The sequence below is a fragment of the Marinicrinis sediminis genome (genome assembly GCF_042685085.1).
GTDB classification, from domain to species: Bacteria; Bacillota; Bacilli; order Paenibacillales; family KCTC-33676; genus Marinicrinis; species Marinicrinis sediminis.
In genome coordinates, this window is record NZ_JBHUMM010000005.1 from 123240 (window position 1) to 148025 (window position 24786).

The 24786-nt window shown below is 48.6% G+C and carries 27 protein-coding genes and 1 other annotated feature; of the genes, 13 read left to right on the forward strand and 14 right to left on the reverse strand.

Annotation, left to right across the window (positions count from 1 at the left end; translation table 11 throughout):
• Window positions 1-359: 359 nt before the first annotated feature.
• Entirely contained in the window at window positions 360-1199 is an 840-nt protein-coding gene (locus ACFSUC_RS03600) for an oxidoreductase (RefSeq protein WP_379928117.1), read from the forward strand.
• 88 nt (window positions 1200-1287) lie between these two features.
• Entirely contained in the window at window positions 1288-1950 is a 663-nt protein-coding gene (locus ACFSUC_RS03605; RefSeq protein ID WP_379928118.1) for a TetR family transcriptional regulator, read from the forward strand.
• 68 nt (window positions 1951-2018) lie between these two features.
• Here ACFSUC_RS03605 and ACFSUC_RS03610 read toward each other — a convergent pair whose 3' ends face one another.
• The 3 genes from ACFSUC_RS03610 to ACFSUC_RS03620 all read right to left on the reverse strand — a co-directional run bounded on the left by ACFSUC_RS03610 (window position 2019) and on the right by ACFSUC_RS03620 (window position 5500).
• Entirely contained in the window at window positions 2019-4109 is a 2091-nt protein-coding gene (locus tag ACFSUC_RS03610; RefSeq protein WP_379928119.1) for a peptidoglycan D,D-transpeptidase FtsI family protein, read from the reverse strand.
• Window positions 4093-4866, reverse strand: coding sequence for an HAD-IA family hydrolase (locus tag ACFSUC_RS03615; RefSeq protein WP_379928120.1), 774 nt, complete (start codon window positions 4864-4866; stop codon window positions 4093-4095). The genes ACFSUC_RS03610 and ACFSUC_RS03615 overlap by 17 nt, the downstream gene beginning before the upstream one ends.
• Window positions 4867-5077: 211 nt before the next feature.
• On the reverse strand, window positions 5078-5500 hold the full coding sequence (locus ACFSUC_RS03620) for a hypothetical protein (protein WP_379928121.1): 423 nt from the start codon (window positions 5498-5500) through the stop codon (window positions 5078-5080).
• 241 nt (window positions 5501-5741) lie between these two features.
• Here ACFSUC_RS03620 and ACFSUC_RS03625 point away from each other — a divergent pair, with 241 nt between their 5' ends.
• Window positions 5742-6932, forward strand: coding sequence for an MFS transporter (locus ACFSUC_RS03625; RefSeq protein ID WP_379928122.1), 1191 nt, complete (start codon window positions 5742-5744; stop codon window positions 6930-6932).
• Window positions 6933-7082: 150 nt separating this feature from the next.
• The gene (locus ACFSUC_RS03630) at window positions 7083-7439 is read left to right on the forward strand and encodes a toprim domain-containing protein (protein ID WP_379928123.1); all 357 of its coding nucleotides are present in this window, start codon (window positions 7083-7085) and stop codon (window positions 7437-7439) included.
• A gap of 14 nt (window positions 7440-7453) precedes the next feature.
• Here ACFSUC_RS03630 and ACFSUC_RS03635 read toward each other — a convergent pair whose 3' ends face one another.
• From ACFSUC_RS03635 to cyoE, 3 genes are all read right to left on the reverse strand, one after another.
• A complete protein-coding gene (locus ACFSUC_RS03635) occupies window positions 7454-8371 on the reverse strand; it encodes an AEC family transporter (RefSeq protein ID WP_379928124.1) in 918 nt (305 codons plus the stop codon).
• A 91-nt stretch (window positions 8372-8462) separates the two neighbouring features.
• The gene (locus tag ACFSUC_RS03640; RefSeq protein ID WP_379928125.1) at window positions 8463-9080 is read right to left on the reverse strand and encodes an SCO family protein; all 618 of its coding nucleotides are present in this window, start codon (window positions 9078-9080) and stop codon (window positions 8463-8465) included.
• Between the two features lie 37 nt (window positions 9081-9117).
• Entirely contained in the window at window positions 9118-10035 is a 918-nt protein-coding gene (gene cyoE / locus ACFSUC_RS03645) for a heme o synthase (protein ID WP_379928126.1), read from the reverse strand.
• Window positions 10036-10364: 329 nt separating this feature from the next.
• Here cyoE and ACFSUC_RS03650 point away from each other — a divergent pair, with 329 nt between their 5' ends.
• Window positions 10365-10742: a cell wall hydrolase gene (locus tag ACFSUC_RS03650; protein ID WP_379928187.1), complete on the forward strand. Its 378-nt coding sequence runs from the start codon at window positions 10365-10367 to the stop codon at window positions 10740-10742.
• A 35-nt stretch (window positions 10743-10777) separates the two neighbouring features.
• The gene (gerQ, locus tag ACFSUC_RS03655) at window positions 10778-11188 is read left to right on the forward strand and encodes a spore coat protein GerQ (protein WP_379928128.1); all 411 of its coding nucleotides are present in this window, start codon (window positions 10778-10780) and stop codon (window positions 11186-11188) included.
• 66 nt (window positions 11189-11254) lie between these two features.
• Here the strand turns inward: gerQ and ACFSUC_RS03660 are convergent, their stop codons facing one another.
• Window positions 11255-11524 (reverse strand): hypothetical protein, encoded by a 270-nt coding sequence (locus tag ACFSUC_RS03660; RefSeq protein WP_379928129.1) that lies wholly within the window; start codon window positions 11522-11524, stop codon window positions 11255-11257.
• A gap of 97 nt (window positions 11525-11621) precedes the next feature.
• Between ACFSUC_RS03660 and ACFSUC_RS03665 the strand changes: the two genes are divergently transcribed.
• Window positions 11622-12605, forward strand: coding sequence for a metal-dependent hydrolase (locus tag ACFSUC_RS03665; RefSeq protein WP_379928130.1), 984 nt, complete (start codon window positions 11622-11624; stop codon window positions 12603-12605).
• Window positions 12606-12689: 84 nt separating this feature from the next.
• Here ACFSUC_RS03665 and ACFSUC_RS03670 read toward each other — a convergent pair whose 3' ends face one another.
• On the reverse strand, window positions 12690-12902 hold the full coding sequence (locus ACFSUC_RS03670; protein ID WP_379928131.1) for a small, acid-soluble spore protein, alpha/beta type: 213 nt from the start codon (window positions 12900-12902) through the stop codon (window positions 12690-12692).
• Window positions 12903-13088: 186 nt separating this feature from the next.
• Here ACFSUC_RS03670 and ACFSUC_RS03675 point away from each other — a divergent pair, with 186 nt between their 5' ends.
• Window positions 13089-13277: a DUF5325 family protein gene (locus ACFSUC_RS03675; RefSeq protein ID WP_379928132.1), complete on the forward strand. Its 189-nt coding sequence runs from the start codon at window positions 13089-13091 to the stop codon at window positions 13275-13277.
• Here the strand turns inward: ACFSUC_RS03675 and trpS are convergent.
• Window positions 13274-14260, reverse strand: coding sequence for a tryptophan--tRNA ligase (gene trpS, locus ACFSUC_RS03680; RefSeq protein ID WP_379928133.1), 987 nt, complete (start codon window positions 14258-14260; stop codon window positions 13274-13276). The genes ACFSUC_RS03675 and trpS overlap by 4 nt on opposite strands.
• A 133-nt stretch (window positions 14261-14393) precedes the next feature.
• Window positions 14394-14626, reverse strand: a binding site (T-box leader).
• A 68-nt stretch (window positions 14627-14694) separates the two neighbouring features.
• Complete coding sequence (locus ACFSUC_RS03685; protein ID WP_379928134.1) at window positions 14695-15255, reverse strand: GbsR/MarR family transcriptional regulator; 561 nt, start codon at window positions 15253-15255, stop codon at window positions 14695-14697.
• 339 nt (window positions 15256-15594) lie between these two features.
• Here ACFSUC_RS03685 and ACFSUC_RS03690 point away from each other — a divergent pair, with 339 nt between their 5' ends.
• From ACFSUC_RS03690 to ACFSUC_RS03700, 3 genes are read left to right on the forward strand one after another with little or no spacing between them, the layout of a single operon-like run.
• Window positions 15595-16791 (forward strand): quaternary amine ABC transporter ATP-binding protein, encoded by a 1197-nt coding sequence (locus ACFSUC_RS03690; protein ID WP_379928135.1) that lies wholly within the window; start codon window positions 15595-15597, stop codon window positions 16789-16791.
• The gene (locus ACFSUC_RS03695; RefSeq protein ID WP_379928136.1) at window positions 16788-17633 is read left to right on the forward strand and encodes an ABC transporter permease; all 846 of its coding nucleotides are present in this window, start codon (window positions 16788-16790) and stop codon (window positions 17631-17633) included. The genes ACFSUC_RS03690 and ACFSUC_RS03695 overlap by 4 nt, the downstream gene beginning before the upstream one ends.
• Before the next feature lie 27 nt (window positions 17634-17660).
• Complete coding sequence (locus ACFSUC_RS03700) at window positions 17661-18590, forward strand: glycine betaine ABC transporter substrate-binding protein (RefSeq protein WP_379928137.1); 930 nt, start codon at window positions 17661-17663, stop codon at window positions 18588-18590.
• A gap of 91 nt (window positions 18591-18681) precedes the next feature.
• Here the strand turns inward: ACFSUC_RS03700 and ACFSUC_RS03705 are convergent, their stop codons facing one another.
• Window positions 18682-19050 (reverse strand): O-methyltransferase, encoded by a 369-nt coding sequence (locus tag ACFSUC_RS03705; RefSeq protein ID WP_379928138.1) that lies wholly within the window; start codon window positions 19048-19050, stop codon window positions 18682-18684.
• A gap of 130 nt (window positions 19051-19180) precedes the next feature.
• Window positions 19181-19555: a VOC family protein gene (locus tag ACFSUC_RS03710; RefSeq protein WP_379928139.1), complete on the reverse strand. Its 375-nt coding sequence runs from the start codon at window positions 19553-19555 to the stop codon at window positions 19181-19183.
• A gap of 124 nt (window positions 19556-19679) precedes the next feature.
• Here ACFSUC_RS03710 and ACFSUC_RS03715 point away from each other — a divergent pair, with 124 nt between their 5' ends.
• Complete coding sequence (locus ACFSUC_RS03715) at window positions 19680-20939, forward strand: methyl-accepting chemotaxis protein (RefSeq protein WP_379928140.1); 1260 nt, start codon at window positions 19680-19682, stop codon at window positions 20937-20939.
• Window positions 20940-21023: 84 nt separating this feature from the next.
• On the opposite strand, the gene ACFSUC_RS03720 is transcribed toward ACFSUC_RS03715, so the two are convergent.
• Window positions 21024-22079 carry a hypothetical protein gene (locus tag ACFSUC_RS03720; RefSeq protein ID WP_379928141.1) on the reverse strand — a complete coding sequence of 352 codons (1056 nt, stop codon included), beginning with the start codon at window positions 22077-22079 and terminating at the stop codon, window positions 21024-21026.
• Window positions 22080-22232: 153 nt separating this feature from the next.
• Here ACFSUC_RS03720 and ACFSUC_RS03725 point away from each other — a divergent pair, with 153 nt between their 5' ends.
• A complete protein-coding gene (locus ACFSUC_RS03725; RefSeq protein ID WP_379928142.1) occupies window positions 22233-23246 on the forward strand; it encodes a stalk domain-containing protein in 1014 nt (337 codons plus the stop codon).
• Here the strand turns inward: ACFSUC_RS03725 and ACFSUC_RS03730 are convergent.
• On the reverse strand, window positions 23240-24649 hold the full coding sequence (locus tag ACFSUC_RS03730; RefSeq protein WP_379928143.1) for a DUF4832 domain-containing protein: 1410 nt from the start codon (window positions 24647-24649) through the stop codon (window positions 23240-23242). The two genes, ACFSUC_RS03725 and ACFSUC_RS03730, sit on opposite strands and share 7 nt — an antisense overlap.
• Between the last annotated feature and the right edge of the window lie 137 nt (window positions 24650-24786).

Genomic DNA, 24786 nt, shown 5'->3' on the forward strand with positions numbered 1-24786 from the left:
TGCACCAGGGACGAAAAGTTTCCTTCAACTTTCTTTTTTAAGTATACACAAAAAAGTTTCCCTAAGGCAACATTTATTTTTTTCCTTATGTGTTTTCTTTTCCAACCAACGAATCCACCACTTTTTTCTCCATCCGCTATTGACAGATGACTAAGGGTCATTTATAGTTGACTCATGGTCATTGACCCAAGGTCATCAATTAAGATTAAATACCTTCAAGCCTCAACAGCCTTATCGCAACCATCTCGCAAGGTGTCAAAGAAACACGTAGGGAATATGCAGGGACATGAAGGGATATGAAGCAATCGGAGACAGAAACCGTTCATGAAAATCAAAAGAACAATCAGGAGGGAACAAACATGAATGCAACACACCGTCATGGCAAGCAAGTGATCCTTATTACGGGAGCCTCTTCCGGGATCGGGAAAGCATCCGCCCTTAAGCTGCTGGAGGAAGGTCATATCGTCTATGCGGCAGCAAGACGTCTGGAACAAATGGAAGATTTGAAACGCTCTGGTGCCCGTATCCTCTCGCTGGATATTTCGCAGGAGGCAGATATTGTACAATGCGTTCATACCGTCATAGAGGAGCAGGGCAGAATCGACGTTCTGTTTAATAATGCCGGGTTTGGCCTGTATGGCAGTGTAGAGGACATCCCGCTTGAAGAAGCCAGATATCAATTTGATGTCAATCTGTTCGGACTGGCTCGGATTACCCAGCTGGTGCTGCCACACATGCGGAAACAAAACAGCGGCAAAATTATCAACACCTCTTCCATGGGCGGAAAAATGTATACACCGCTCGGAGCCTGGTATCATGCCACAAAACATGCCCTGGAAGGCTGGTCGGATTGTCTGAGATTAGAAGTTCAATCGTTTGGCATTGATGTGGTCATTATTGAACCCGGCCTTATCCTGACTGAATTCGGGGATGTCGTCAGCAAACCGATGAAGAGACATTCCGGCAATGGTGCATACCGTTCACTCGCCCAGGCAGTCTCCAAAGCGTCAGAAAGCGCATATACAAGTGGGGGCGGCTCTTCCCCGGATGTCATAGCCAATGTGGTGGCGCGAGCAGTTCGGTCCCCGCGTCCCAAAACGAGATACGCGGCAGGCAAATGGGCAAAACCGATGATGACCATGCGAAAATGGCTGGGCGACAAAGTATTTGACCGTATCATCATGAGCCAGGTGAAATAACCGCTCCCTACAACCTCTCTTGAACGATCTTCTGTGACCGGTTGAAATAACGTATAATAAAGGAAGTACAGGAGATTGAGGTGTTTTCATGAAACGGGCCATGACGGAAAGTGCAAAAGCAGAAAAAGCAAAGCTGATTCTCGATACCGCATATCGATTGTTCCAGCATCAGACGTTCAATGAAATCAAAATGATGGATATTGCCAGGGCAGCCCAGGTCTCAAAAGGAACTTTATTCAACTATTACCGCACCAAGGAAATCCTATTTATCGAGATGCTGTATGTAGAATATGAAAAGCGGCTGACTCAATTCGTCCAGCTGCTGTCCGAATATGAAATGATGGATCATGAGACGTTCAAGCAGTTCATGCTGGATGAAATGGCGACCATACTCGACCCGGACTCCGTGATGATCCGATTGAGCGCAATCAAAAATTCCATTCTGGAAAACAATATTGATTATGAGACCGCCGTGAAGGACAAGGTCGAGATGTATGCAGGGCTGGAGAAAGTCGGTGCCCTGCTGGCAGAGAAGGTGGCGTATCTGACAGTAGACAGTGCCATGCAAGTCATCATGGCCCAAAATGCCATCATCATCGGCTACATCCATATTGCACGTGTACCAGATATCATCCAGAGAGCGATTGAAGAAAACGAGCTCGAAGGCTTCAAGGTCGATTTCAAGGCCCATTCCCTGCAGGCAATGGGATACTATCTGGACGGACTGTATATGCATGCAAAAAAGACTTGAATCGCGGGATGACGATTCAAGTCTTTTTTCATACCTTTATTTTTCATGCCCTTCATTTTTTCATACCGTTATGGCGTCGTAGCTTCAATCAGGCCGATCGGAGCATCTCCAAGCCCGTACTGCTCATCATAGGCATCGAAGATTTTACGAGCAATCGGTGCTGCGGCTGCGGAGCCATAGCCCCCCTCCGGCACGACTACGGCCACCGCAAGCTTCGGATTGTCCAGTGGGGCAAAAGCGATGAAAATCCCGTTCTCTACCAAACCACCGGATACGGCTTGCTGCGATGTCCCGGTTTTGGAGCCAACCGTATACGGAAAATCCTCGAATTCCATTTTATAGACCTTGCTCATGCCATCCAGCACTTCGTCCCAATGCTCCTGCTTGAAGGACACCTCATTCAAAATTTCCGGCTCAAACTGCTCTACAATATTGCCATCATAGGTCTCGATGCGATTGACAAATTGCGGCTTGGGACGCTTGCCCTGGGTGGCGAGTGTAGCAGCAAACTGGGCGAGCTGCAAAGTTGTATAACGTCCCCCCTGACCGAATGAAGCAAATACCATGGAAGCCAACTGGCTTCCGGTGCTGCTCGTCTCGGTGTAGTCAATGCTTCCTCGCGACTCATTGGGCAGCCCGCTCCCCGTATCCGCGCCCAGACCAAACTGCTTCATATATTCGTCCCACACCTCAATAGAGCGACCGCCCTCTCCGCCATATCTTCGGTACAGCGGTTCACCGATCATGGCAGCCATGAACGTATTGGATGATTTCTCAATCGCCCTCGAAGGATCCATGGAACCGTAACTGGCTGAATTGGAGTTACGAATACGGGAGTCATCCCGACCAAACTCGAAGATGCCGGTATCCCGATAAATCGACTCTGTCGTAATCAGTCCCTGATCAAGTCCCACCAGGACGGTCAGCGGCTTAATGGTGGAGCCAAGTGGAACGAGTGACCCTGGATGCTTGGCACGTTCCGTATCATCCTCATAATGTGCGGGTATTCCTTTAATCGTTCCGTTCAGACTTTTATTGGATATTTCCGCGAAGGTTTCGGTAGAGATCCCACCACGCCATACATTGGAATCATAGGAAGGGTAGTTGGCCATCGCAATGACCTTCCCCATATTTTGCTCACTGACCTCCATCGCGACGGCATAACCGGATGTTGCCTTCACACCCGTTTTGTTCACACTCGTATAGCGAGGGTCTTTCTGCAACTTGACCACATGCTCACGGATCGCATTCTCTGCTGCCAGCTGCACGTCCTTGTCCAGCGTCAGAAACAGATTATGTCCCTTGACGGGCGGGATAATCGAGACACGATCTCCTACGATCTGACCCATCGGGTTAATGGAATAAATCTTCTCTCCATTTTCTCCGCGTAGCTCTTTCTGGTACATGTATTCCAGTCCCTCGAGACCGACCCCTTCCTCCTGCAAATAATCCACATCCTCTTCAGGGTTGCGGTATACGTCATAGATGGAAACCGGATTGGCCTGTGCGACCCTGAATTCACGCAAATAACCGAGAAGCTGGGCCGCAATGGTCGCCTCTTCCCCTTCCGGAGCGTCCGGATTCAGGGTGTAATGCCGAATACTCTCTTCCACGATCTCAATCCCCTTGAATTCATCGCGGTGCTCAGTGAAGAAAGCCAGCTCCTCATCACTCAGATCCGTCTTGATCCTTCGAGGGGTATTGTAATAGAGGGTAATTGTCGTCGGGTTCAGGGCAAGATCAACCCCGACATTCATTTCCTTGATGATTTCCTCGGCCGTCATCGTCTCTTCGCCGTCCTCCCCATACTTCGCGAAGATATCTGCCAGACGTTTGGCCAGTTCGACGAACTCTTCATTTTTGGTCTGGGGCTGAACGCGATAAAACAAAGACTGGGTAGACGTGGAGTAGGCGAGCGGTGCTCCTTCCCGGTCATAAATATTGCCCCGGATCGGCGGTATCGGATTGGAGGCTTCGTTTTGTTCATTTTTCAAAGCCATGAGTTCCTTCGTCTCGACGAATTGCATAATCGCCAGGCGCACTACTAAAATCGAAAACAGCACAAACGTGCAAAAGAAAAAAACATTAAGCCGTACCGCGAAATGACGACGCTTCATCCACTGTCTCTTCCTCGGATCTTCCTCATGCTTCATATTCATGATCGAACAGTTTCCCTCCCGGTTCGAACAAATCTAGCAACGAATGAATGTGTTCTCCTTTTTTTGTCCCGTCACCCTGCTCGGTCTGATACGGATAGCGGATGATTTTGACCGCATCGATGCCCACCTGGTTTGGAGACCAGATATCATTGATCTCATGATCCCCGATATACAGCACGTCGGAAGATTGCAGGCCGGATTGCTCCAGAGCCATTTGAAAAATTCGCGGATTTGGCTTCTCGATCCCGACCTCGGTTGAAACCAGAACCGGATCAAAATAGGACAAGATCCCTTTTTCCTCCAGTATGGCGCGCAGCGTAGGTGCAAAGTTGGAAATGAGTCCGATCTTGTATCCTCGTTGCTGCAACTGTGCCAAGGCTGGCTTCACATCGGGAAACAAGACATACTGCGACGGAGAGACAAACAGATCATACAGCTCATGACAGCATCGATGAATTTCATCCTCCTGCAGCTTATCTTGTGCACCCAATTGTGCCAGTACATAATCATATATGCCAATCCAGTAGGTGCGATCACTTTCCGGGGAACACACCGCTTCGGCATCGAGCTCTTTTTGATAGTAAAATCGGTCAAAGGCCTCCCGGAAAAAGGCCTCAATTTGTTTCGGTTGTGCGGTGAATTGTTTTTCAGCCAAATATTTCTGTACCGTTTCCTGTGCCTCTGGCACGGTCACTAGCGTATCTCCGGCATCCAGAAAAACGGCTTTATACGTCGTTAATGCCTGCTGCACGTTCATCTCCTCCATCTATGTTGACGACACTGTGTGCCTTTTCGTTCGCATTTCAGTCCGAATATCTTTCCATTCCATGTGCGGGATGCTTTCATCTTGCTGATCTTTCATGATCCGTATATAGTGTAACATATTTTCATCAGAAAAAGCCGCTTGACTTCATGGTCGAAGCGGCTTCTCTTCTTTCACCGTTCATACGTGAACGATGGCAATGGCCTTACTTGGACTGCTCAATGAACTGGTTTACAAAATCACTGCGATGCAGCGTAAAGGATTGCCCTTTGAAGGTCACCTTCACTTCATCCCCGTTCGCCTTGCCTTCCACTTTGACGTTTGGGCTGGTCACCGTGAACGTACCGTCGTCATGCTTCTCAAATTGTGCCTGCTTCGCTTCCTCTTCCATGACTGTATAAATTTCATCCTGGGCATAGGTTACGATCTTGTCCCCTACCTTGTTGCCCATCGCCTTGATGTCTTCGGTGTAATCGGCTCCGTAATAAACCACGGCGGCTGCAATAATCAACACGAGTGCCCACTTGAGCATGGTTTTCACAATTCGGATAATCAGGACCACCGCGATGACGGCAACCAGTACGATCAGCCATTCATCCTTCAAAAACTGAATCCATTCGTTTTCCATCCTACTTCCCCCTGTTTCCGCTCTTTAATCAACCTCTGACTGCTTGTAGACCCTGCTTGTTCAAGCTCATTATATCGAATCTGCCTGCTTCGTTCCACTGTATTCTATCGCAATGGCAAACAAATCCGATACATATCTGCGGCAGCCTGTGCGTACAAGTAGTAGGAGAAAACATCAGACAAGTTGGCAACCTGCCAATTCTTGATGACTTGCCATGGACGCAGGTTTAGGAGGGATTGTGATGCGCAGCGCACTCTGGCTGTATCTGTTTATGTTTGTCGCTTTTTTTGATCTTCATGCCCAGTACCCGATCTTGACCCCGTTCGCCATCTCACTCGGTGCCGTTCCGTCCTTCATCGGCTATATCATGGGCATGTATTCGATTACCCATCTGCCGGGCAATATGCTGGCCGGGTATGGCGTTGACCGATTCGGAGGAAAATGGTTTATCGTGTGCAGTCTCATTCTGGCCGGCTGCCTCCTCATGGTTCAATCCAGGGTGAATGATCCGTGGGAGTTGCTATGGATTCGATCCATCAGCGGATTTGTCCTGGCGTTCCTGTCACCGGCCTGTTTAGCCATGCTCGCCAAAATGGCGACAGACCGGGTTCATCAGTCCAAGCTGATGACAGGCAACGGGCTCGTTCATACCCTTGCCTCTGTCGTCTCTCCTGCAGCAGGTGCAGCCCTCGTAGCGAAAACCGGCTTTTCCCTTGCCTTTGAGATACTGGGCTGGGGTTTGATCGCTTGCGGGGTCATGGCCGTATTTTTCGTACATGATCAGAAGCCGGCGAGAACGCCCTTTTCATCCGCTGAACGAGAACATCAACAGGCAGCCCAGGATTTCTCTACCCTGAGACCCGCCACTTCCTCACGGGACATGTCCATTCTCTTTTTCTGTATTCCGCTGGCCCTGGCCTGCTCACAGGGCATTCTGTTCTTCGAGGTGCCGCTTACGCTACGGGACGGCCCCAACATGGTCATGTCCACCGGGCTGCTGTTCTCCATCGTCAGTCTCGGCGCTCTGGTCTCTCTGAGCATGTGGTTTCTCAACCGGATTCCTGCTTCTACCCGATTACTGGCCGGGACGATCACGCTCGCTTTGCTATTCTTCGCTCTCTCTATCCAGTGGCCGGTCTCCCTCTCCGTTACCCTGTTTTTTATCGGCATGTCCAAAGGCATTACCTTCCCGGCGATCGCTTCCTCCCTGGCTGAGCAATCCAATCACGCCAGATATGGCAAGCAATTCGCCATTCTCTCGATTGCTTACTCAATCGGTGCCTTTTTCGGTCCGGTCATTGCTGGAGAGCTTCGTGAATGGATTTCTCCCTATTTCGCTGCTTTTCTCATCTTGCTGCTGGGTACGACCCTGCTCCCCCCCAAACATCGCAGAACCCGCCTGGACCTTTCTCCTTCCTCTACACCTAAATAAAATCAGGCCGTACAGGTGTTTTTCCCTCGGATTCCGTTATAATATACGGTAATCGGCAATCGACATTTCCCGGGAAATCAACCGCCTGACTTACAGCATTTGTCACGATGAGGCAGGTGAATGACAAGGGATGTGAATGGAGGAAGGAATATGGGGGATATGGTCATGATCGTGGAAGGAAAAAACGACAAAAAGCGTTTGAGACGACTGCTCACCGACGATATCGACATCTACTGCACGTTTGGCAGCCTCAGTACCGAACGTCTGGAACGACTCAAACGAAAAATCGGACAGCGCGAGGTGTTTATTTTCACCGACAATGATGCGTCCGGTCGTAAAATTCGCGGGATCTTGCGCGACACCTTTCCCGATGCCGAACAAATGTATACAAAAAAAGGGTATGCCGGCGTAGAGGGCACCCCTGATGAATATCTGATCCAGCAGCTGGAGAAGGTCGGACTGGATGAATTCCTGCTCCCCCTCTCGCCTGGATTTGATGCAACATGATCGTTTGAGTTCTCTTAGAGAAAATACAGTACGAGCGTCACTGTAAACATACTCAGCACAGTGGAAGACAGCACGGTCTGGGAAGCATACTCCGGCTCATTGTCAAACTCAACCGCCAGCAGCACGGTATTGAGCGCCGTTGGAACCGCACATGACAAGATGAGCGCATCAGCCAAAATACCGTCGAAGCCCAGCATCCAAACGACCATCGCGCCGATCAATGGACTGACAAGCAGGCGCAGGCTATTCGACCAGACCAGCTCTGTCAGCCGGAAACGCCATGTCATACTGCCAAGCTGGGCGCCAAGCGTAATGAGTGCCGTTGCAATAAAACCATCTGCGATGTAAGAAATGGGCATATAAATCGGCTTCGGCGGCGTCACTTCCCAGAAATTGCACAGGACCGCCAGCGGGATTGCATAGATGACCGGAAGCGAAAAAACGGTTTTCAGTGTCTTGCCGAGACTTTGCTTGTGTGAATTAATGCTGTAGACCCCATATGTATACGGCAAGATCGTCTGAATAACCATAATAACAGTCTGTACAGAGAAGGCAAACGGATTGCCTTGAAATACGAGCTGATTGAGCGGGAGAGTATAGTTGGCACTGTTATAGAAGAGCACGCTGTGTCGAAACGCCACCCTTCTCCCGTTGTCTTTTTGCGACCATTTTATGCGAAGCACGATTTCCGTCACGAGAATAAGCAATGAAAAGAAAATGACAAAAAACAAAAGAATCTTCCAGAACAGAGAGGCTGAAATGGAGCTTTCCAGCAAGGTTCTGAACATAATCGCGGGAGAAAACACATAAAAAATCAACTTCGATAACGTTTTAATATCCAGTTGAAAGCGTCGTTGCAAAAGAATACCCGCTCCAATCAAGATCGAGAGCGGGATGATATTTTGAATAAATATGTGGGTAAAGTAACTCATGGGCAACGCATCCTTTTTCTGTTGTTGCATATTCTGGTTGGCGCTGAATCCCGATCTCTGCATCTTTCGTCATGATTCAAGCTACTCCACGCTACTCGTTGGCCAGCTCGATCATGTCCTTGGCAATCGCGGCCGGATCCACATCCTCGATGTTGTTTCCGATCCCGTAATAGTTGCGAATATTGCCTTCCTTGTCCACCAGCACATACACATTGGTGTGGGCATAGTCTCCGTCTTCCATCTTCTGAACCGCTACGCCGTATTCATTCGTAATTTGTTGACTGTATGCCTGATCATCACTCGTCAGAAAATACCAACCGCTGTCATCTGCCCCGTATCCTGAGGAAAATTCCTTGAGCCGTTCAGGCGTATCGTTCTCCGGATCGAACGTGATCTGGATGATCGCCGTATCCTCTCCAAATGCCTCTTCTTTCTTCAACTCTTCCTGAACCTCAGACAACACAAAAGTCGTCGGTGGACACACATCCTTACAGGTAGAAAAGAAGAAATAAAACAGTCTGGCTTTTCCATTCGTATTCTCCAGCGTCACGGTTTCCCCGTTCAGATTTTGCAATTCAAAAGCAGGCGCTGGACCGACGACTTCAAAATCCGAGCCGCCGCTATCCTTGAAATACGCCCAATACACCATCGCTCCGCCGACAATGAGCAAAATGGCCACCGCAGCATACGTCAACTTATAGCTTTTCATGCTTCACTTTCCCTCCACGTTCAGACTCCGAGCGTGCCTATACTCGTGTTGTATCGATAATCATGATCAAAAATGACACCATTAAATATTGAATAGAGAACAAGAATGCTTTTCGCGCCCATTCGTCCTCTTTCTCTCCCGTTAAACGCAAACCTTTGATGCAAATCCAGAGCCATATGACGCCCAGCACCAGGGATACAACCAGAAAGATAAGTCCTGTATAGTTGTAGACATACATCAGTATGCTGAAAGGCAGCAACAAAATGACGTAAGGAAGCATCTGCCATTTCGTTCGTGTCACGCCTTTTACAACCGGCAGAAGCGGGAACCCCGCTGCCCGGTATTCCTCTCTTTTGCGAATGCCGAGCGCCCAAAAATGAGGGGGCTGCCACAAAAACAGAAGGGCAAACAGCAATATCGCACCCATATCAATCGTGTTGGTCACAGCCGTATAGCCGATTACCGGCGGAACGGCACCCGATACGCCACCAACGGAAGTACTCCACGTCGAAGTGCGCTTCAGCCACATGGTATACACCACGACATAAAAAAACATGCCGACAGCGCCCAGCACGGCCGTCAAAATATTGATCACGCTCAGGACGATCAGCCCTGCAACGCCGAGCAAGATCCCGTACCACAAGACAATTGACGGCTTCATCTTGCCGGTCGCAGTCGGCCTGTGCTTCGTACGGGCCATCTTGGTATCCAGCTCCCGATCCAGATAGTTGTTGAATACACAGGAGGACGCCATGACAAGCGTACTACCCAGCAGCATATATACAAAAAGTAACCAGTCAATATTCCACTGTGAAGCCAGCCAGAACCCACCAAATGCCGCGATCAGATTGGATTTGATGATCCGCGGCTTTGTAATTTCTATAAAGTCCCTCCATGTCAAGGATTGCTCGACCGCAGGGGTGGAGGATGACTTCATTTCCAGTTGCTTGTCCACCTTAGACCTCCTTCTATACGCTGAAACACAAAAAAAGAAAAGGGGACTGACCCCTTCATCTACTCGTCATCGCGTTAAACCAGTTTTCATCTATTTCATCATATCAGCGCAGGGCTCTTTTGACAACAATCCCGCCAGAATGTCGATGGATTGTCAATTCCTTTCCGTTTGCGATAAATCTGCTCCAAATCGTCACCTTTAGGCAGTCGGGTCAATAGACTATATTGTTCACTTCCACCATGAACCTGATTGGAGAGAAAGGATGTGAAAAGAAAGCTGTGGCTATTGTCAAAACGAATGCGAATCAAACGAAACTGCTGGCAAGGCTAATGCGCGCTGAAGCAGAGGGTGATGGAGAACTCGGCATGCTAATGGTCGGCAATGTCGGAGTCAACCGCGTGGTATCGGACTGTCTCGACTTCAAAGCACTGGATAATCTGGAGCAGATGGTGTACCAGAGTCCGGGCGGATTTGAAGCCACACAAAAAGGCTACTTCTACCAACGGGCACGGGATAAAGACATCCGCCTCGCCAAGCAGGCGATTCAGGGGAAGAAGTATCATCCTGCTGAATATTCGCTGTGGTTTTTCAAACCGGCCGGGGCTTGTCCCGTACAGTGGTTCAATCAATACAACACCGGCCGGTACAAGTCTCATTGCTTCTTCACCCCGACGGCCAGCAACTGTCCGCAAGTTTTTCAATATTAAGCTCATCACGAAGGTGAGAAGGAGGATGTTATTGCATGCAAAGTTATTATGACGGATACGGCCAGGTTACGTATCCCTACCGTTCCCCAATGACCGGCATGACACAGCAAATGGGTGCTGGCATGGGTCAGCCAAGCGGAACCACCATCCCGGGCACAGGTCCAATACAAGGCGTTCAGGGTCAATTGCCTGCCGAACAGTCTTATGTAGAGAACATACTGCGAATGAATCTAGGGAAAAAAGCGAAATTATACATGACCTATGAGAACAACTCGGAATGGAATGCCAAAATTTTCGAAGGCTACCTTGAAGCGGCCGGACGGGATCATATCATTATCAGTGATCCCAAAACCGGAAAACGCTACCTGCTGCTGACCCTCAATCTCGACTACATTGAATTCGACGAGATCCTGAACTATACCCTGCCGTTTGGAGCCGGACGCTAGCCGCCTTTTGCCCGTGGGTATGATTCAACGACAGCGTGGCAACAATGAAGGAAACCATGGCTTCAGTTACTCAGGGAGAGGCGAGACACGGTGGAAGGCCCACGCCTTGATCCGTTCCTCTCCTCCCTTTACATAGGGATACAGCTGCGCGCGAAGCGGGTAGTACCGAACCTCTTCCACGGTCAGTCCGGGATGCTGCCATACTTCCACAAACAGGGCGCCCTGGTCGGCAGACTGATAAACCGCCCTGTCCGGCTCGTTCTCACAAAGGGCTTGCATCCAGCTCATATAGTTCGGGATGCAGTCTTCCCGGATTTCATATTCCACAAATATCATGCCATCTTCACCTTTTCTTCATAGTAGGACAAACCATTTCCATGGTAAAATCATACCATCACAACATTTCTAAGACAAAGTTATGGAGGGGATTGTATTGGATACGGGTACGCATTTCGTCATCGGGCTTGGCCTGGGGGGACTAGCCATGGTAGATCCGGTCCTGTCTGCAGATACGACCACGGCAGCAGCAGCCATCACGGGCATGGTTCTCGGTTCTCAGGCTCCCGATGCGGATACCATCTTGCGATTAAAGGGAAATGCCACTTATATACGCAATCACCGGGGAATCACACACTCTCTTCCTTTCCTGTTTATCTGGACCCTTGTCATCACGGGCATATTGACCCTTGTATTCGGTTCCTTGCCCATCGTGCATATTGCTGCCTGGGTATTCCTTGCTGTGGCTCTGCATGTTTTTTCTGACTTGTTTAATACGTATGGGACGCAGGCGATTCGGCCTTTCTCTCACAAATGGATTTCTTGGAATATCATTCATATCTTTGACCCCTATATTTTTGCCAGTCATACCTTTGCCCTGATCTTATGGGGGCTTGGCATCTCCACCCCGCAGATCATCTTCCCTGTGCTGTACAGCACCGTGGTTCTCTATTATGTGATTAAGACGGTGCATCATTATCGTCTTACACGCAGTATGCCCCAGCTCGATCCGGAGCATGTGGAGGGAGAGTCCTATATGCTCATTCCGACGGTCAAGTACCATGTCTGGAATGTCGTCAAAAAACAGGCGGACGGAGAATATCGGCTGGGTGAATTAAGCAGCCGTCAGCTCAAATGGATCGATTCAGCCTCCTGCTCTGATCATCCGCTCGTCAAGAAAGCTGAACAGCACCCGGACATTCAGTCCTTTCTCTACTTTACCAAATATGCCTGTGCGGAGTGGAAGGAACACCCGTGGGGCTACGAGGTGAGATGGTTTGACGTTCGTTACCGGCATCGCAAGCAATATCCATTTGTTGCAGTCGTGGTGTTGAATCGGAACGAGGAAATTATGGACAGTTATGTTGGATGGATCAGTGACAAGCGAATGGAAAAGAAGCTTCGTTTTGATTCCTACTAAACAAACAAGCTAAACAAACAAGCCGCCCGGTTCACAAGAGGATGTGAACGAGGCGGCTTTATTTTGGCTTGACAGCCTATTCATTTATTGACCTTGACCAGCCATAGCTTGCTCAGCAATTTGAACCAAACGGCGAGTGATATGTCCACCAATAGCACCTGTATCGCGAGTGGCCATATTCCCGTAGTATCCGTCTTGTGGAACCTGGATACCCAGTTCCTGTGCCACCTCGTATTTCAGTTGTTGCAAAGCTTGGTTTGCTTGAGGTACAACTAATGCGTTTGTTCTGGTTGCCATTTGATGTAGCACTCTCCTTTCTGAGATGTATATCATGTCTTGCAAGCTTGCAAACATATTATGACTCTGATCCTGATCCATTATGCAATTCCGGCGAAGTTTTTTCTCCGGCCTGAAGCGTTGCATGATGGCATGGAACAGGGTACACTTCATATACATCATTACACTTGGAAAGGAAACGGTCACATGAACAAAAAGCTGTCTCTGCTGTTCGCATTCGGATCGGTGCTGCTATTGTGTGCCGCCGGTGCTGCACTTAGCTATCGGCAAGCCTGGCTCGCCCTGCTCTTTATCGTCCTGTATATCGGTTTTGTCGGATTTGGATTTGTCCTGAAAAGCAAACGCAATAAACAAAAGCAGGGAGAAGAGCATTAACGCGGCAACAAGAAGCCCATTTTTTCCTTCGCTTCCTGAAGCTTCTGTTGAGCGGTTTCCTCTGCGCGCTGCGCGCCAAGTTTCAGGATATCATAGATGTCACCGGAGGCGCGCAGCTTCTCATAACGCTGCTGAATCGGCTCCAGCACTTCGACAACCCGCTCTGCGAGTGCCTTTTTGAAATCCCCGTAGCCTTTCCCTTCAAATTCCTGTTCAATCTGCTCGAGCGTCAAGCCCGCGCAATGGGCATAGATGCTCATCAAATTGCTGATTTCCGGCTTGTTCGTTTTGTCGTAGTGTACCCGCATCTCGGAATCTGTGGTGGCCCTCTTTATTTTTTTGCGGATTTTGCCGGGCTCATCGAGCATGGCTACATAACTTCCTTCGTTCGGATTGCTCTTCGACATTTTGGTACTCGCATCATCAAGTGACATGATACGCGCCCCAAATTTTTGAATCAGTGGCTCCGGCGTATGGAACGTTTGACCATAGCGGTGGTTGAACCGTTCCGCCAGGTCCCTGGTCAGCTCCAGATGCTGCTTCTGATCGTCGCCAACCGGTACGAAATCGGCATTATATAGTAGAATATCTGCCGCCATCAAGGTCGGATAGACAAACAGGCCAGTCGGAATCGATTCCTTGCCGGCTGATTTATCCTTGAATTGCGTCATTCTCTCCAGCTCGCCCATATAGGACATGGTCGTCATCAACCATCCAAGCTCGGCATGAGCCGATACATGAGATTGCAGAAAGATCGAGGACTTCTCCGGGTTGAGGCCTGCTGCCACGAATAACGTCGCAACGGATTCAATCTGTTCCCGGAGTGCTGCCGGGTCCTGAGGGGTTGTAATGGCATGCAGATCGACGATCATGAAGTAGCTCTCGAACTCGTCCTGCATCGTCACAAAATGCTTCAATGCGCCCAAATAATTGCCCAGCGTTAACTTTCCACTAGGTTGAATACCAGATAATACACGCTTCATCTTACCCTTCACCCTTTCATTTCACTGTTCGTTGATTTTACTTGCACCTACCACTTCTGCCAAACAAATAATGCCTTTCACTAGCTGCACAGGGCGTACAGAACGGCTGACAAATACAAAAAAGCCCCCGTCCGCAAGGGACGAGAGCTCGTGGTGCCACCCTAAATTCACTCCATGCCACAGCCCGATCTATCTCTGCGGTATGCAAGTCTTTGCATCCTTAACGCGGATAAGACGGACTCTCTACTTCGTTCGAGAATCATGCTCCAGGACCCATTTCAGCACATTTGACCGCCGGCTTCGCAGCACCGCCAGCTCTCTTGGGGTCAAACGACCATGCCTACTCTTTCCCTTCTCTGCATCGATGAACCTTTGAGGTTTTGAGTATATCTATATTATGGGGCATGATTGCGTTTTGTCAATCTCTATGTCGGTTACGGTTCATCCTTTGGAATCATCTCAAAGATCGATCCGTCTTCAAATGTATCGATTAGCTTGCCCAGCCACCTGTAATATTGTACGGCTTCCTTCATTTTAAGCAGATCCTTTTGCAGATGCGGAATCGCTTCCTCTGGTGTTTCCTCGGCTGCCAAAATGGCCTCCACCTCTCGAATAGACCTTTTGACCGCGTGCATATTGGTCTCGGCCAGCTTTCTCCATTTCACATTGAAAAAGTCGACAAAGGTCTGGTACCAGTCCCACTCCACTTCATACAGATCCTTGCGGGTTCCTTTCTCCCACACTTTGTTCACCATTTTCAAATCCATCAAGGTGCGCATGCCGGTGCTCATGCTCGTTTTGCTCATACCCATGATCTTGCCCATCTCGTCCAACGTGACCGCATGATCCTTGAAAAACATTTCTCCATATAAATAACCGACTGACAGGGTTACACCATACAGTTCCATATTTTTGCCAACGGTCTCAATCACTCTGCGGCGTGCTGCTTCCAGCTTGTTCTGCTGTTCTTCTGAAAGTTCAATCGGTTCGTTCATGCACACACCTCCTCGTTTTGAGACCCGAAATGGTCATGGGTTTCCATCTATCGTCTGTCATCATTACCACGCTCCACTTCCCTTGCGCACACCCAGATAAAGCAATTGCAGCCGTATCTCCTACTTAATCATACCCATTCTATGCAACTATGCAAAAGATGTAAAGTGTTCGGATTATGAGGAATTTTAAGGAATAGGGAGTATAGTGTACGTAATGTATGTACAGTTTTTACTGTACGTTCTGTATGTACAATAAACTCTTTTGACCGATCGGGATTCTTTCTCTAAACTTGAATCCGTAGCGCAAAGAGCGAATAAACACGGAAATGAGGTGACACCATGCCACTTATCGAAGTCGATGGGCTAACAAAGATATTCGGTTCAGAGCCCAAAAAAATCGTCCCTCTCCTGCAGGAAGGCTGGAGCAAGGAACGCATATTAAAAGAAACCAAGCATACGGTCGGGGTCAACCGGGTTAGCTTTCATATTGAACAAGGTGAGATTTTCGTTATTATGGGCCTGTCGGGCTCAGGGAAATCCACACTCGTCAGACTATTGAATCGTCTGATCGAGCCAACCAGCGGTAAAGTATCCTTAAATGGCACGGATCTTGTTCAGATGTCGCAAGAAAAACTGCGCGACGTCCGACGTAAAAAAATGAGCATGGTATTTCAAAAGTTCGCCCTGTTTCCTCATCGAACGGTACTCCAGAATGTAGAGTATGGCCTTGAGGTACAGGGAATGTCGAAGACAGAGCGTCGCAGCAAGGCGGTCGAATCACTGGAGCTTGTCGGACTGAAGGGTTACGGCGACAGCTATCCGGATCAACTGAGCGGCGGCATGCAGCAGCGGGTCGGTCTGGCTCGCGGACTTGCCAATGATCCTGATATCCTGCTGATGGATGAAGCTTTCAGTGCCCTTGATCCATTGATTCGCAAGGATATGCAGGACGAGTTGCTTGAACTGCAAGCCAAAATGAAGAAGACGATTATCTTCATTACCCATGATCTGGATGAAGCACTTCGCATCGGAGACCGGATTGCCCTAATGAAGGACGGCAGTGTCGTTCAGGTCGGTACACCAGAGGAAATCATGATGAATCCGGCCAACGAATACGTTGAGCGCTTCGTGGAAGACGTGGACGTATCCAAAGTATTTACAGCAGCCCACGTCATGCAGCGCGCAGAAACCATCACCTTGGACAAGGGTCCTCGTGTGGCACTGCAGCTCATGAAGGATGAAGGGATTTCCAATCTGTATGTCGTGGATCGCAGCAAAACGCTGCTCGGTGCGGTGACAGCCGAAGACGCGGCCGCAGCAGTGAAGGAAGGCAAGAAGCTGGCGGATATTTTAATTCAGGATATTCCGACCGCTGCCCCTGATACGCTGCTGTATGAACTGTTCGACACGGTCAGTTCAACCCGCATTCCACTCGCGGTAGTAGGAGATCAGAACCGGCTGAAGGGACTTGTCGTACGTGGCGCTGTACTGGCTGCACTCTCCGGACAAAGTACGGAAGGAAGTGAAACGACATGAACCCGTTATCCAGCACAGGGCTGCCCAAGATCCCGTTAGGGGACTGGGTCGTATCTACCGAAGAATGGATGAGAGATAATCTTGGTTTTTTGTTTGATGCGATTGGCAATACCATCAATTTCACGGTAGACAGACTGGAATGGCTGCTTGAACTGCCCCATCCGATCATCACCATTCTGGTGATCAGTTTACTGGCCTATTTCATGGGTGGTTTGAAGCTAGGCCTCTTCTCTCTCATCGGCTTGCTGTTTATTGACAATCTCGGTTACTGGGATCATACGATGAAGACACTGGCTCTCGTATTTACCGCCGCACTCTTGTCGATTGTGGTCGGTGTACCCATCGGGATCTTGTCAGCGAAATCGAAAAATATTTACCGCGTCGTACAACCGATTCTTGATTTTATGCAGACCATGCCTGCATTTGTGTATTTGCTCCCGGCCGTTACTTTCTTTGGCCTCGGGGTCGTACCCGGCGTAATTGCCTCGATTATCTTCGCGATTCCGCCTACGATTCGCCTGACTTATCTGGGCATTGAACAGGTTCCGAAGGATCTGGTGGAAGCCGCTGATGCATTTGGTTCCACCTCTACACAAAAGCTGTTCAAGTTGCAGTTGCCACTGGCTATTCCGACCATTATGGCTGGAATCAACCAGACGATCATGCTGTCCCTTTCCATGGTGGTTATCGCCTCTATGATTGGTGCACAGGGACTGGGAACTGCTGTCTATGCGGCCGTTACCCAGACGAAGACTGGCGTTGGTTTTGAGGCAGGGATCGCGGTCGTCATTCTGGCAATTATTCTGGATCGACTGACACAAAGCATGGTCAATAAAAAATAAATGAAATTTTTTGGAGGGTCTTTGAACATGAGGAATTTTTTTGGAAAGTCATTCTTGCTTTTTACCGTACTTGCACTTGTGCTAGCCGCTTGCGGTGGGAACAATGAGGAAAACAATGCAAACAACAACAGTGGCAACAACGCAGCCGCAGGTGAAGCGTCTGATGCAGGCAAAACCATCAAGCTTGCTTATGTGGCCTGGGATTCTGAAATTGCCAGCACCCATGTTGTGAAGGAAGTACTGGAATCCAAACTGGATATGGAAGTTGAAATGATGCAAGTAGACGCTGGTCCTATGTATGCAGGTGTTGCAGACGGCAGCGCGCATGCGATGGTAGCAGCATGGCTGCCTACGACACATGGTCACTACGTGGAACAGTACCAGGATGGACTGGAAGACTTGGGACCCAACCTGGAAGGAACGAAAATTGGTCTGGTCGTACCAGCCTACATGGACATTACGTCTATCGAAGACTTGAATAATGCAGACGTGGCTGATTCCCTTGAATCCACCATTACCGGAATCGAGCCGGGCGCTGGAATCATGACCGGAACAGAGAAAGTCATTGAAGACTATAGCCTCGAAGGCTGGAATCTGCTGCCAAGTTCTTCTGCAGCAATGGCAAAAGCGTTGGAAAGTGCCTACAACAATGAAGAGCCGATCGTCGTAACGGGCTGGACGCCGCACTGGAAGTTTGCGAAGTTTGATCTGAAATACCTGGAAGATCCAAAAGGGAACTATGGTGGTGCTGAACAAATCAACACCCTCGTTCATAAAGGTCTGAAAGATGACATGCCTCAAGCTTATCAAGTGCTGGATCAGTTCAACTGGACACCAGCCGATATGGAAGCGGTCATGGTCGATATTTATGAAGGAAAGTCCCCTGAAGAAGCGGCTGCCAAGTGGGTAGCTGACAATGAAGACAAAGTCAACGAATGGCTCAAAGGAATCGAATAAACAGACTAGTGAAAAACAAAGCGCACTGCGGTCCGATGACTGCAGTGCGCTTTGCTCATAAAGACCTAGACTGACTCGAATAGGGTGTGAGCTAGGATTGATCCTTGAGACGGTTTGCCATATTGTAATTGGATTCAAAAGTAACGCTTGTGTACAGCAAATCTTTTTTCAACGCGAATTCAAATTGAATTTCGCCATGTGTCCAATGTTTGTAAGCCAACGATTCAACTGCCATTTCACGAAAAGCGTTAATCTGTTTGGCTGTAAGTCCTTTTTCGGTACCTTCCCACTTGCCATTGACAGATTCAATGGGATCATGTTTTACCCCGAATTTCCCCACAATATTATTTCGGATATGTATAAATATAAGTCCTGAAGACAGGTGGAGAAGCTCTTGACTGATTTCCCAGAATACACATTCGATCTGTTTCGCCAGCGAGATGTTAGCAGTATCCTTCACGAAGTCGCCCCCTCTCTTAACACAGCATTCAGTCCCTCACCCTCCATAATCTAACAGTACTAGGTCATGTGACTCATTATACGACGTTCGTACCCTTTTTTCAACAATAATTAACAATATTGTTCAATGTTTATTTCTCCTGCATATTTAGTTCAATCACATTATGATCTGGATCAAGAATAAAAATTTGCGGGAATCCTGCTCTGCTCGACGGATTGGCCTTAAAGGGAATACCCTTCTGTTCGAGCCACCTTAACGTCTCCTCGTAATCCGCTACCTCAAAAGCGACATGCCCATCACGTGTATCGATGCCTCCCTCACGCCAGGTCTGACCTTCATGCACGATCAAGTGAAGCTGCTGCTGACCCACTGCCAGCCAGGCCCCTTCAAAGTCAAAATCAGGACGGGGAAGCTCCTCCATTTGCAGAATCTCCTTGTAAAATGCGGTAGAACGTTCGATATTCGTGACGAGTAAACTCACATGATGAATGCTTTTAATCTTCATCTTTATCATCCTTTCGACATGGTTTATCAATTAAAGCGCTTTATAGACCAATATTGTCAACAGTGATATAATCATGAATAAGATATGACATTTTCGAATACATAATAGTAAGGAGTATGGGCCTATGGAATGGATGAACAGATTTTCCTTCAAACACAAGCTGTTAATCGGGACGTACAGCATCGTTGGTCTTTTCTCAATCATGATGTTGATTTTCATTTTGGCAACGAGCTCTAGTCCGCTTTTCGGCGTCATTCTCATCGTCGTATTGTTGGGAGCCATTTATCCCCTCGTCAATATGCTGGAGAGTATGCTGACCGACCCGATTCGGGAAATGTCCCGAATTGCGCTAAGTATTTCCAAGGGCGACTTCACGCAGCGTGTTTCAACCAACTCGCAGGATACGCTCGGAGAGCTTGCAGAATCCTTTAACAAAATGATCGACAAGCTCAAGGACATTTTAAATGAAACGACGAATTTATCCAAGCACGTTTCTGATTCAAGCCGAGACATTTTTCATAAAAATACCGGAATGAAGGATGTCATTGGCCAGGTAACCAGTGCAACGGACGAGCTGGCTACCGGAGCGAGTGAAATATCGGAGGATGTCACGAATATTTCCGTCGCCATCAAGGATATCGAGATCAAGGTAACCGGGTATGCGACCTCTACAAAAGATATGAATACCCATTCCGAGCAGATGATGCAGCTCGTCGAGAAAGGACGAGGAGCCGTTGAAACACAGAGTGAAGGCGTGAAGCGAAATGTATCCGCTTCCTCCAATGTTTCGAAAGCCATCTCCGAGCTGGCGACACAAGCAAAAGGCATCACCAAAATTACGCACACCATCTCAGAAATTGCAGAACAGACCAACCTGTTGTCCCTGAATGCTTCCATTGAAGCCGCACGCGCAGGGGAGCACGGCAAGGGATTTGCCGTCGTAGCTCAGGAAGTACGGAATCTGGCAGAGGAATCCACGTCCTCTACAAGAGAAGTATTCAACCTGGTAAAAAGCATTGAAGCGGGCATCAAGCAGGCGATTGAAAATATCAGTATCAATGAGGAAGTCGTGCATGAGCAAACCCGCTTAATCCAGGAAACAGAAAAGGTATTCGCGGATATCGTACATAGTGTTAAATTCATTTCCGACCAGATTTATAGTTTCTCCAAAGAAAGCGATACCATGTTGGAAAGTGCCAAGCGCATCTCGGCATCTATGGAAAACATTTCTGCCATTACACAGGAATCTGCTGCTGGTACGGAAGAGGTTTCTGCTTCCATGAAAGAGCAGATCGCAGCGGTAGAGGCGATGGTACAACAGTCCGAACAGATGACGACGATGGTGTCCAAACTGCAACGTACCATTGACATTTTCAAGTTCTAAATCCAAACAGGACTAACGACCCATATAAAAAACAGCCCCTCTCACATCGGCACTCGCTGACCAGAGAGGGGCTGTTCTATATGCTTATTCCCTTTTCACGGTTGGCGGATAGGCCACCTCGTAATGGCCCAGTCTCGTACGAAGAACAAATCCCTCTCTTTCCAGGTAGTGACCGCCTTGTACATTCGGGACCTCAGGTGCCCATGTTTTGACTTCAGGGTTCACCGTATAGTAGTTGAAATAATCCGATAGATAGGACGCATGTCTCACTACGTCATAATAGGGAGCACTGGAGCTGTAATGCATGGGACTCACCCCGTACCCGTCCAGTGAAAATATCGCGGCAGCCACTTCATGGATTTGAAAAAAGGCATCGAGATCACTTTCCTCGTACACCTGGTAGTCCATCATACTGACCGACAGCAACTTTGTCCCTGTTGCCTGCCGGTAGTGGGTCACCTGTTGCAATTTATTGAGCCAGCCCTCTGCAATCAGTGGATGTGCAGCGTTCCCTTTCATACCGGATGGCTGAATAAAGTTCTCCAGTAAATAATAATCTGCCGAGCCTAATTCCGAAGGCAAGCCTCTGGGATTGTACCTGTCATGCCGATCCGAGCTGAACACGTCTGACGGATGCCAGGCGTTGACACAAACCGGAAGTCCCAGGTGATGGACATATTTGACGACTCGATTCAGCCTTTCGCGCGGCACTTCAAAATCATATCCGGCATCATCCAGAAAAATACCTGAAACGCCAAGTTGTCGCCATTTCCTGATTTTCTGCTTCATCTCCCGCAATGAAAAATCATGCGTGCTGACTCCGATATCCACATAGCCGAATAGTTGTGTTTGCGGGGAGATGTCTCGTACGTTCTTCAGGATCTCTTTACTGGACAAATGGTGTTCGTGCGACGCTTCCTCCAGTCCCGCTCCCCAAACCACGTAGTCATACATGGCAAATTGTCGGGCTGCCAGCTCATTGTCCCAGCTTCCATTAATCCCTTTTGGCGTCCCGTAATAAATGAGCAGCTTCGCGCCTCTTTCTTGTGCATCTGCATCCTGGACCGTTGCATGTTTAAACAAGCCGGCAAAGATTAACGTGATCATAATGAACACCATTCCCATCTTTGAAAATCTCATCGCTTCCACTCCTCCTCGTATCGATGCGAACAGGGCGGAGGTTTGCCTAGTATTTTCCTTTATCGTTTGCCCATTTTGTGCTATTTTAAAGTTCATAAACTCGTCGTTTATGAGCGGGTCCCGTATCGCATTCATGATCAGGAGGAGAAACACGTGAACCGAACTCATTTCATGTCGATGGCTTCCATCGTGCTGTTGTCCCTGTTTCTTGTACTGCTTCCACATCCACAGCCGACATTCAGCCAGGCGGAACAACCGCCTATTCATATTGCCATGAAATCAAACGATCCTGCTTCCTCCATTCAACTGTTGCTCATGGAAGAAAAGCAGACCATCCGTTGGACGAAGAAAGCGGGAATGCTTCCGCCCCTCCTCTATGAAGATTATTTCGTATTTATTCCCTATGCCGATCGGCTCAGCGCGTATTCCATGCAAGGTACCCTGCTCTGGTCCTATCCCGTCCCGGCTCTGTCAGACTGGAAATCCCTCTCGCTCGATGAGCATGGCTTGACCGGTCTGCTATATCATCGTGAGAAGCAGGCCGTCCTTACGTTACAATGGGATTTGCAAGGCAATTTGCTGAAACAAGTGAACGCCCCTGTCCCGGAATCAAATCAGCAGCCCGCCATATTCTCACCTGTCTCACCTGATGCCCATACGGCCTCCGCCACGATCAGAGACGGGAAGGGCTCCCCGATTCTGCAAGTACAAGTGCCACAAGCGACCCCGTATCGCTATTTCACACAAACTTCATCAAGCGGAAACGTGTTGCTTCATTTCCCGCAAGACGCGATCTATTTGATTTCAAGAGATTCAGGGCAGACGGACACGGTTTACGTGAATGGTTTACAGGCTTCCCTGCCCCAGCAAGTCAAAATCTTGGAGCAACGAGCCTATTTGCCGGTTCGCAGCATATTTGAACTCGTTCACACTACCTTTGAATGGCAGCACCAGCAAAAAAAGCTTCAGTTTCAGTCTGCCTATCATCAGTCGATCAGTTGGACCATCTCTGAGCCGTATTTTGTAACCGGACAGCACATTTACTCAGACTGGGATTCACCTCAGCTGATCGATCATGCCATCTTCGTACCTGTCCGCACCCTTTTGTATTTTCTAGACAAGGAAGTTTTCTATGAGGCGACGACCAAAGCCATCTACATTTATTGAAGTTTCAGCTTGCCTAGCCCATATCTCCCGTCTTGCTGCCGTCCTTCCATGGCCAGACTCATTCCTGGCTTTGCTGTACTCGGGTCGAGTATCGCAATCAGGAGCTGATACTCACCTGCAGGTATGGCTTCAGGCAATTTGAATCGAGCTTCGAAGGTATGCGTCCCGGGTAGCCAGGAGCGAATATCCTCTTGCAGTTCGGTTTGAAAAACCAGCTTTCCGGTTTCATTTGCGAGCGACAATTCAATGGGCCAATCAAAGTAAAAAGGGGCCACACCCTTGTTTTCAACCTCGATTTCCACGTTTATCTCCTCTCCCCTGCTGCCCTTTTCAGGATGCTGAACGGAGCGAACGACAAAATGATACCCCATCGCATTGACGAATTGTTCCGCTCGCTGCCGCTCTTCCACACGGAGCGACTGGGTCACCGGGGAATTGGGTCCCATCCAGCTGGCATGCGTCAATTGCAATTGCGTCATGACACTGCCAAAACGATCCTTCTGAAAATAGCTTGTAATGGCATCCTGGGTTGAAAATTCTCCGCCGCCTGCCCCGTGCTTCCAATAATCCGGCATAGCCGGCATCTCTTCATCAGTCAGCCATGACGTATATCCCTCATTCACCCAGCTTACGAATTCCTCGATGGTCTCCTGCTCATTGCCAAAGGCATCATTAAACAGGCCCAGACGGTGCTTCAGAGCCAACGGCTCCGGTCTTCTCATCATCAACTTGTCATGTGCAAAATGATCCAGGTAGTGCTGTATATACTGGGTAGCAACAGGCTGCTTGGGATACGGAATGCGTTTATTGTCCATTCTTGCCGTGTGCCACTCCCCCCAGTGTCCGATGCTCCCGATCTGAATAAAGGCAATGGAAGGATCTTCATCGTAACGGGCTGCCAGAGCAGCAATCGCTTTTTGATGAGCCTGGATCAACTCAGGATGGGCGTAATCCGGACTGAAGCCTTTGCCATAATCCACCTCATACCAGGTACCGGATTGATCGATTTTCTCATAGAGCCAATCTGGTATCGTGCTGGTCATTGTATCGCCTGGGTCATCCAGCACAAATCGAAGGACGAACCGAACGTTTCTGGACTTCCATTCCTCGAAATACGCTTGTTCCTCGATGTCATCGAATCGATAGACGCCCTCCTCAGGTTCAAAGTCCTTCCAGTCAATGTTGACATGGGCCAGTGAGACGGGAAACTCAATCCAGTCCACGTCTGTGGCATCTGCACTGAATCCCTTATACGGATTGATCAGCAGCTCGTCCGTTTCAGTTGGATAAAAGGTCATCATTTTTGTAGATGATTCACTCCAAATCTGACTGGTAAAAAAAGCAACAACCGCTAATCCCCCTGTCAATAGTAAAACACGGACATATCGGATCCATTTGGACATGGTCAGACCCCTCTCTGTTCCTTTTAATTCCTTTTTATCTTTGGTCTCACTATATTATAATGAAGAATAGACAGACAAGACATTCTTTCATTCGACAACATTTTTCATTCTACTTTATTTTTGCTAAAGTTCACCTA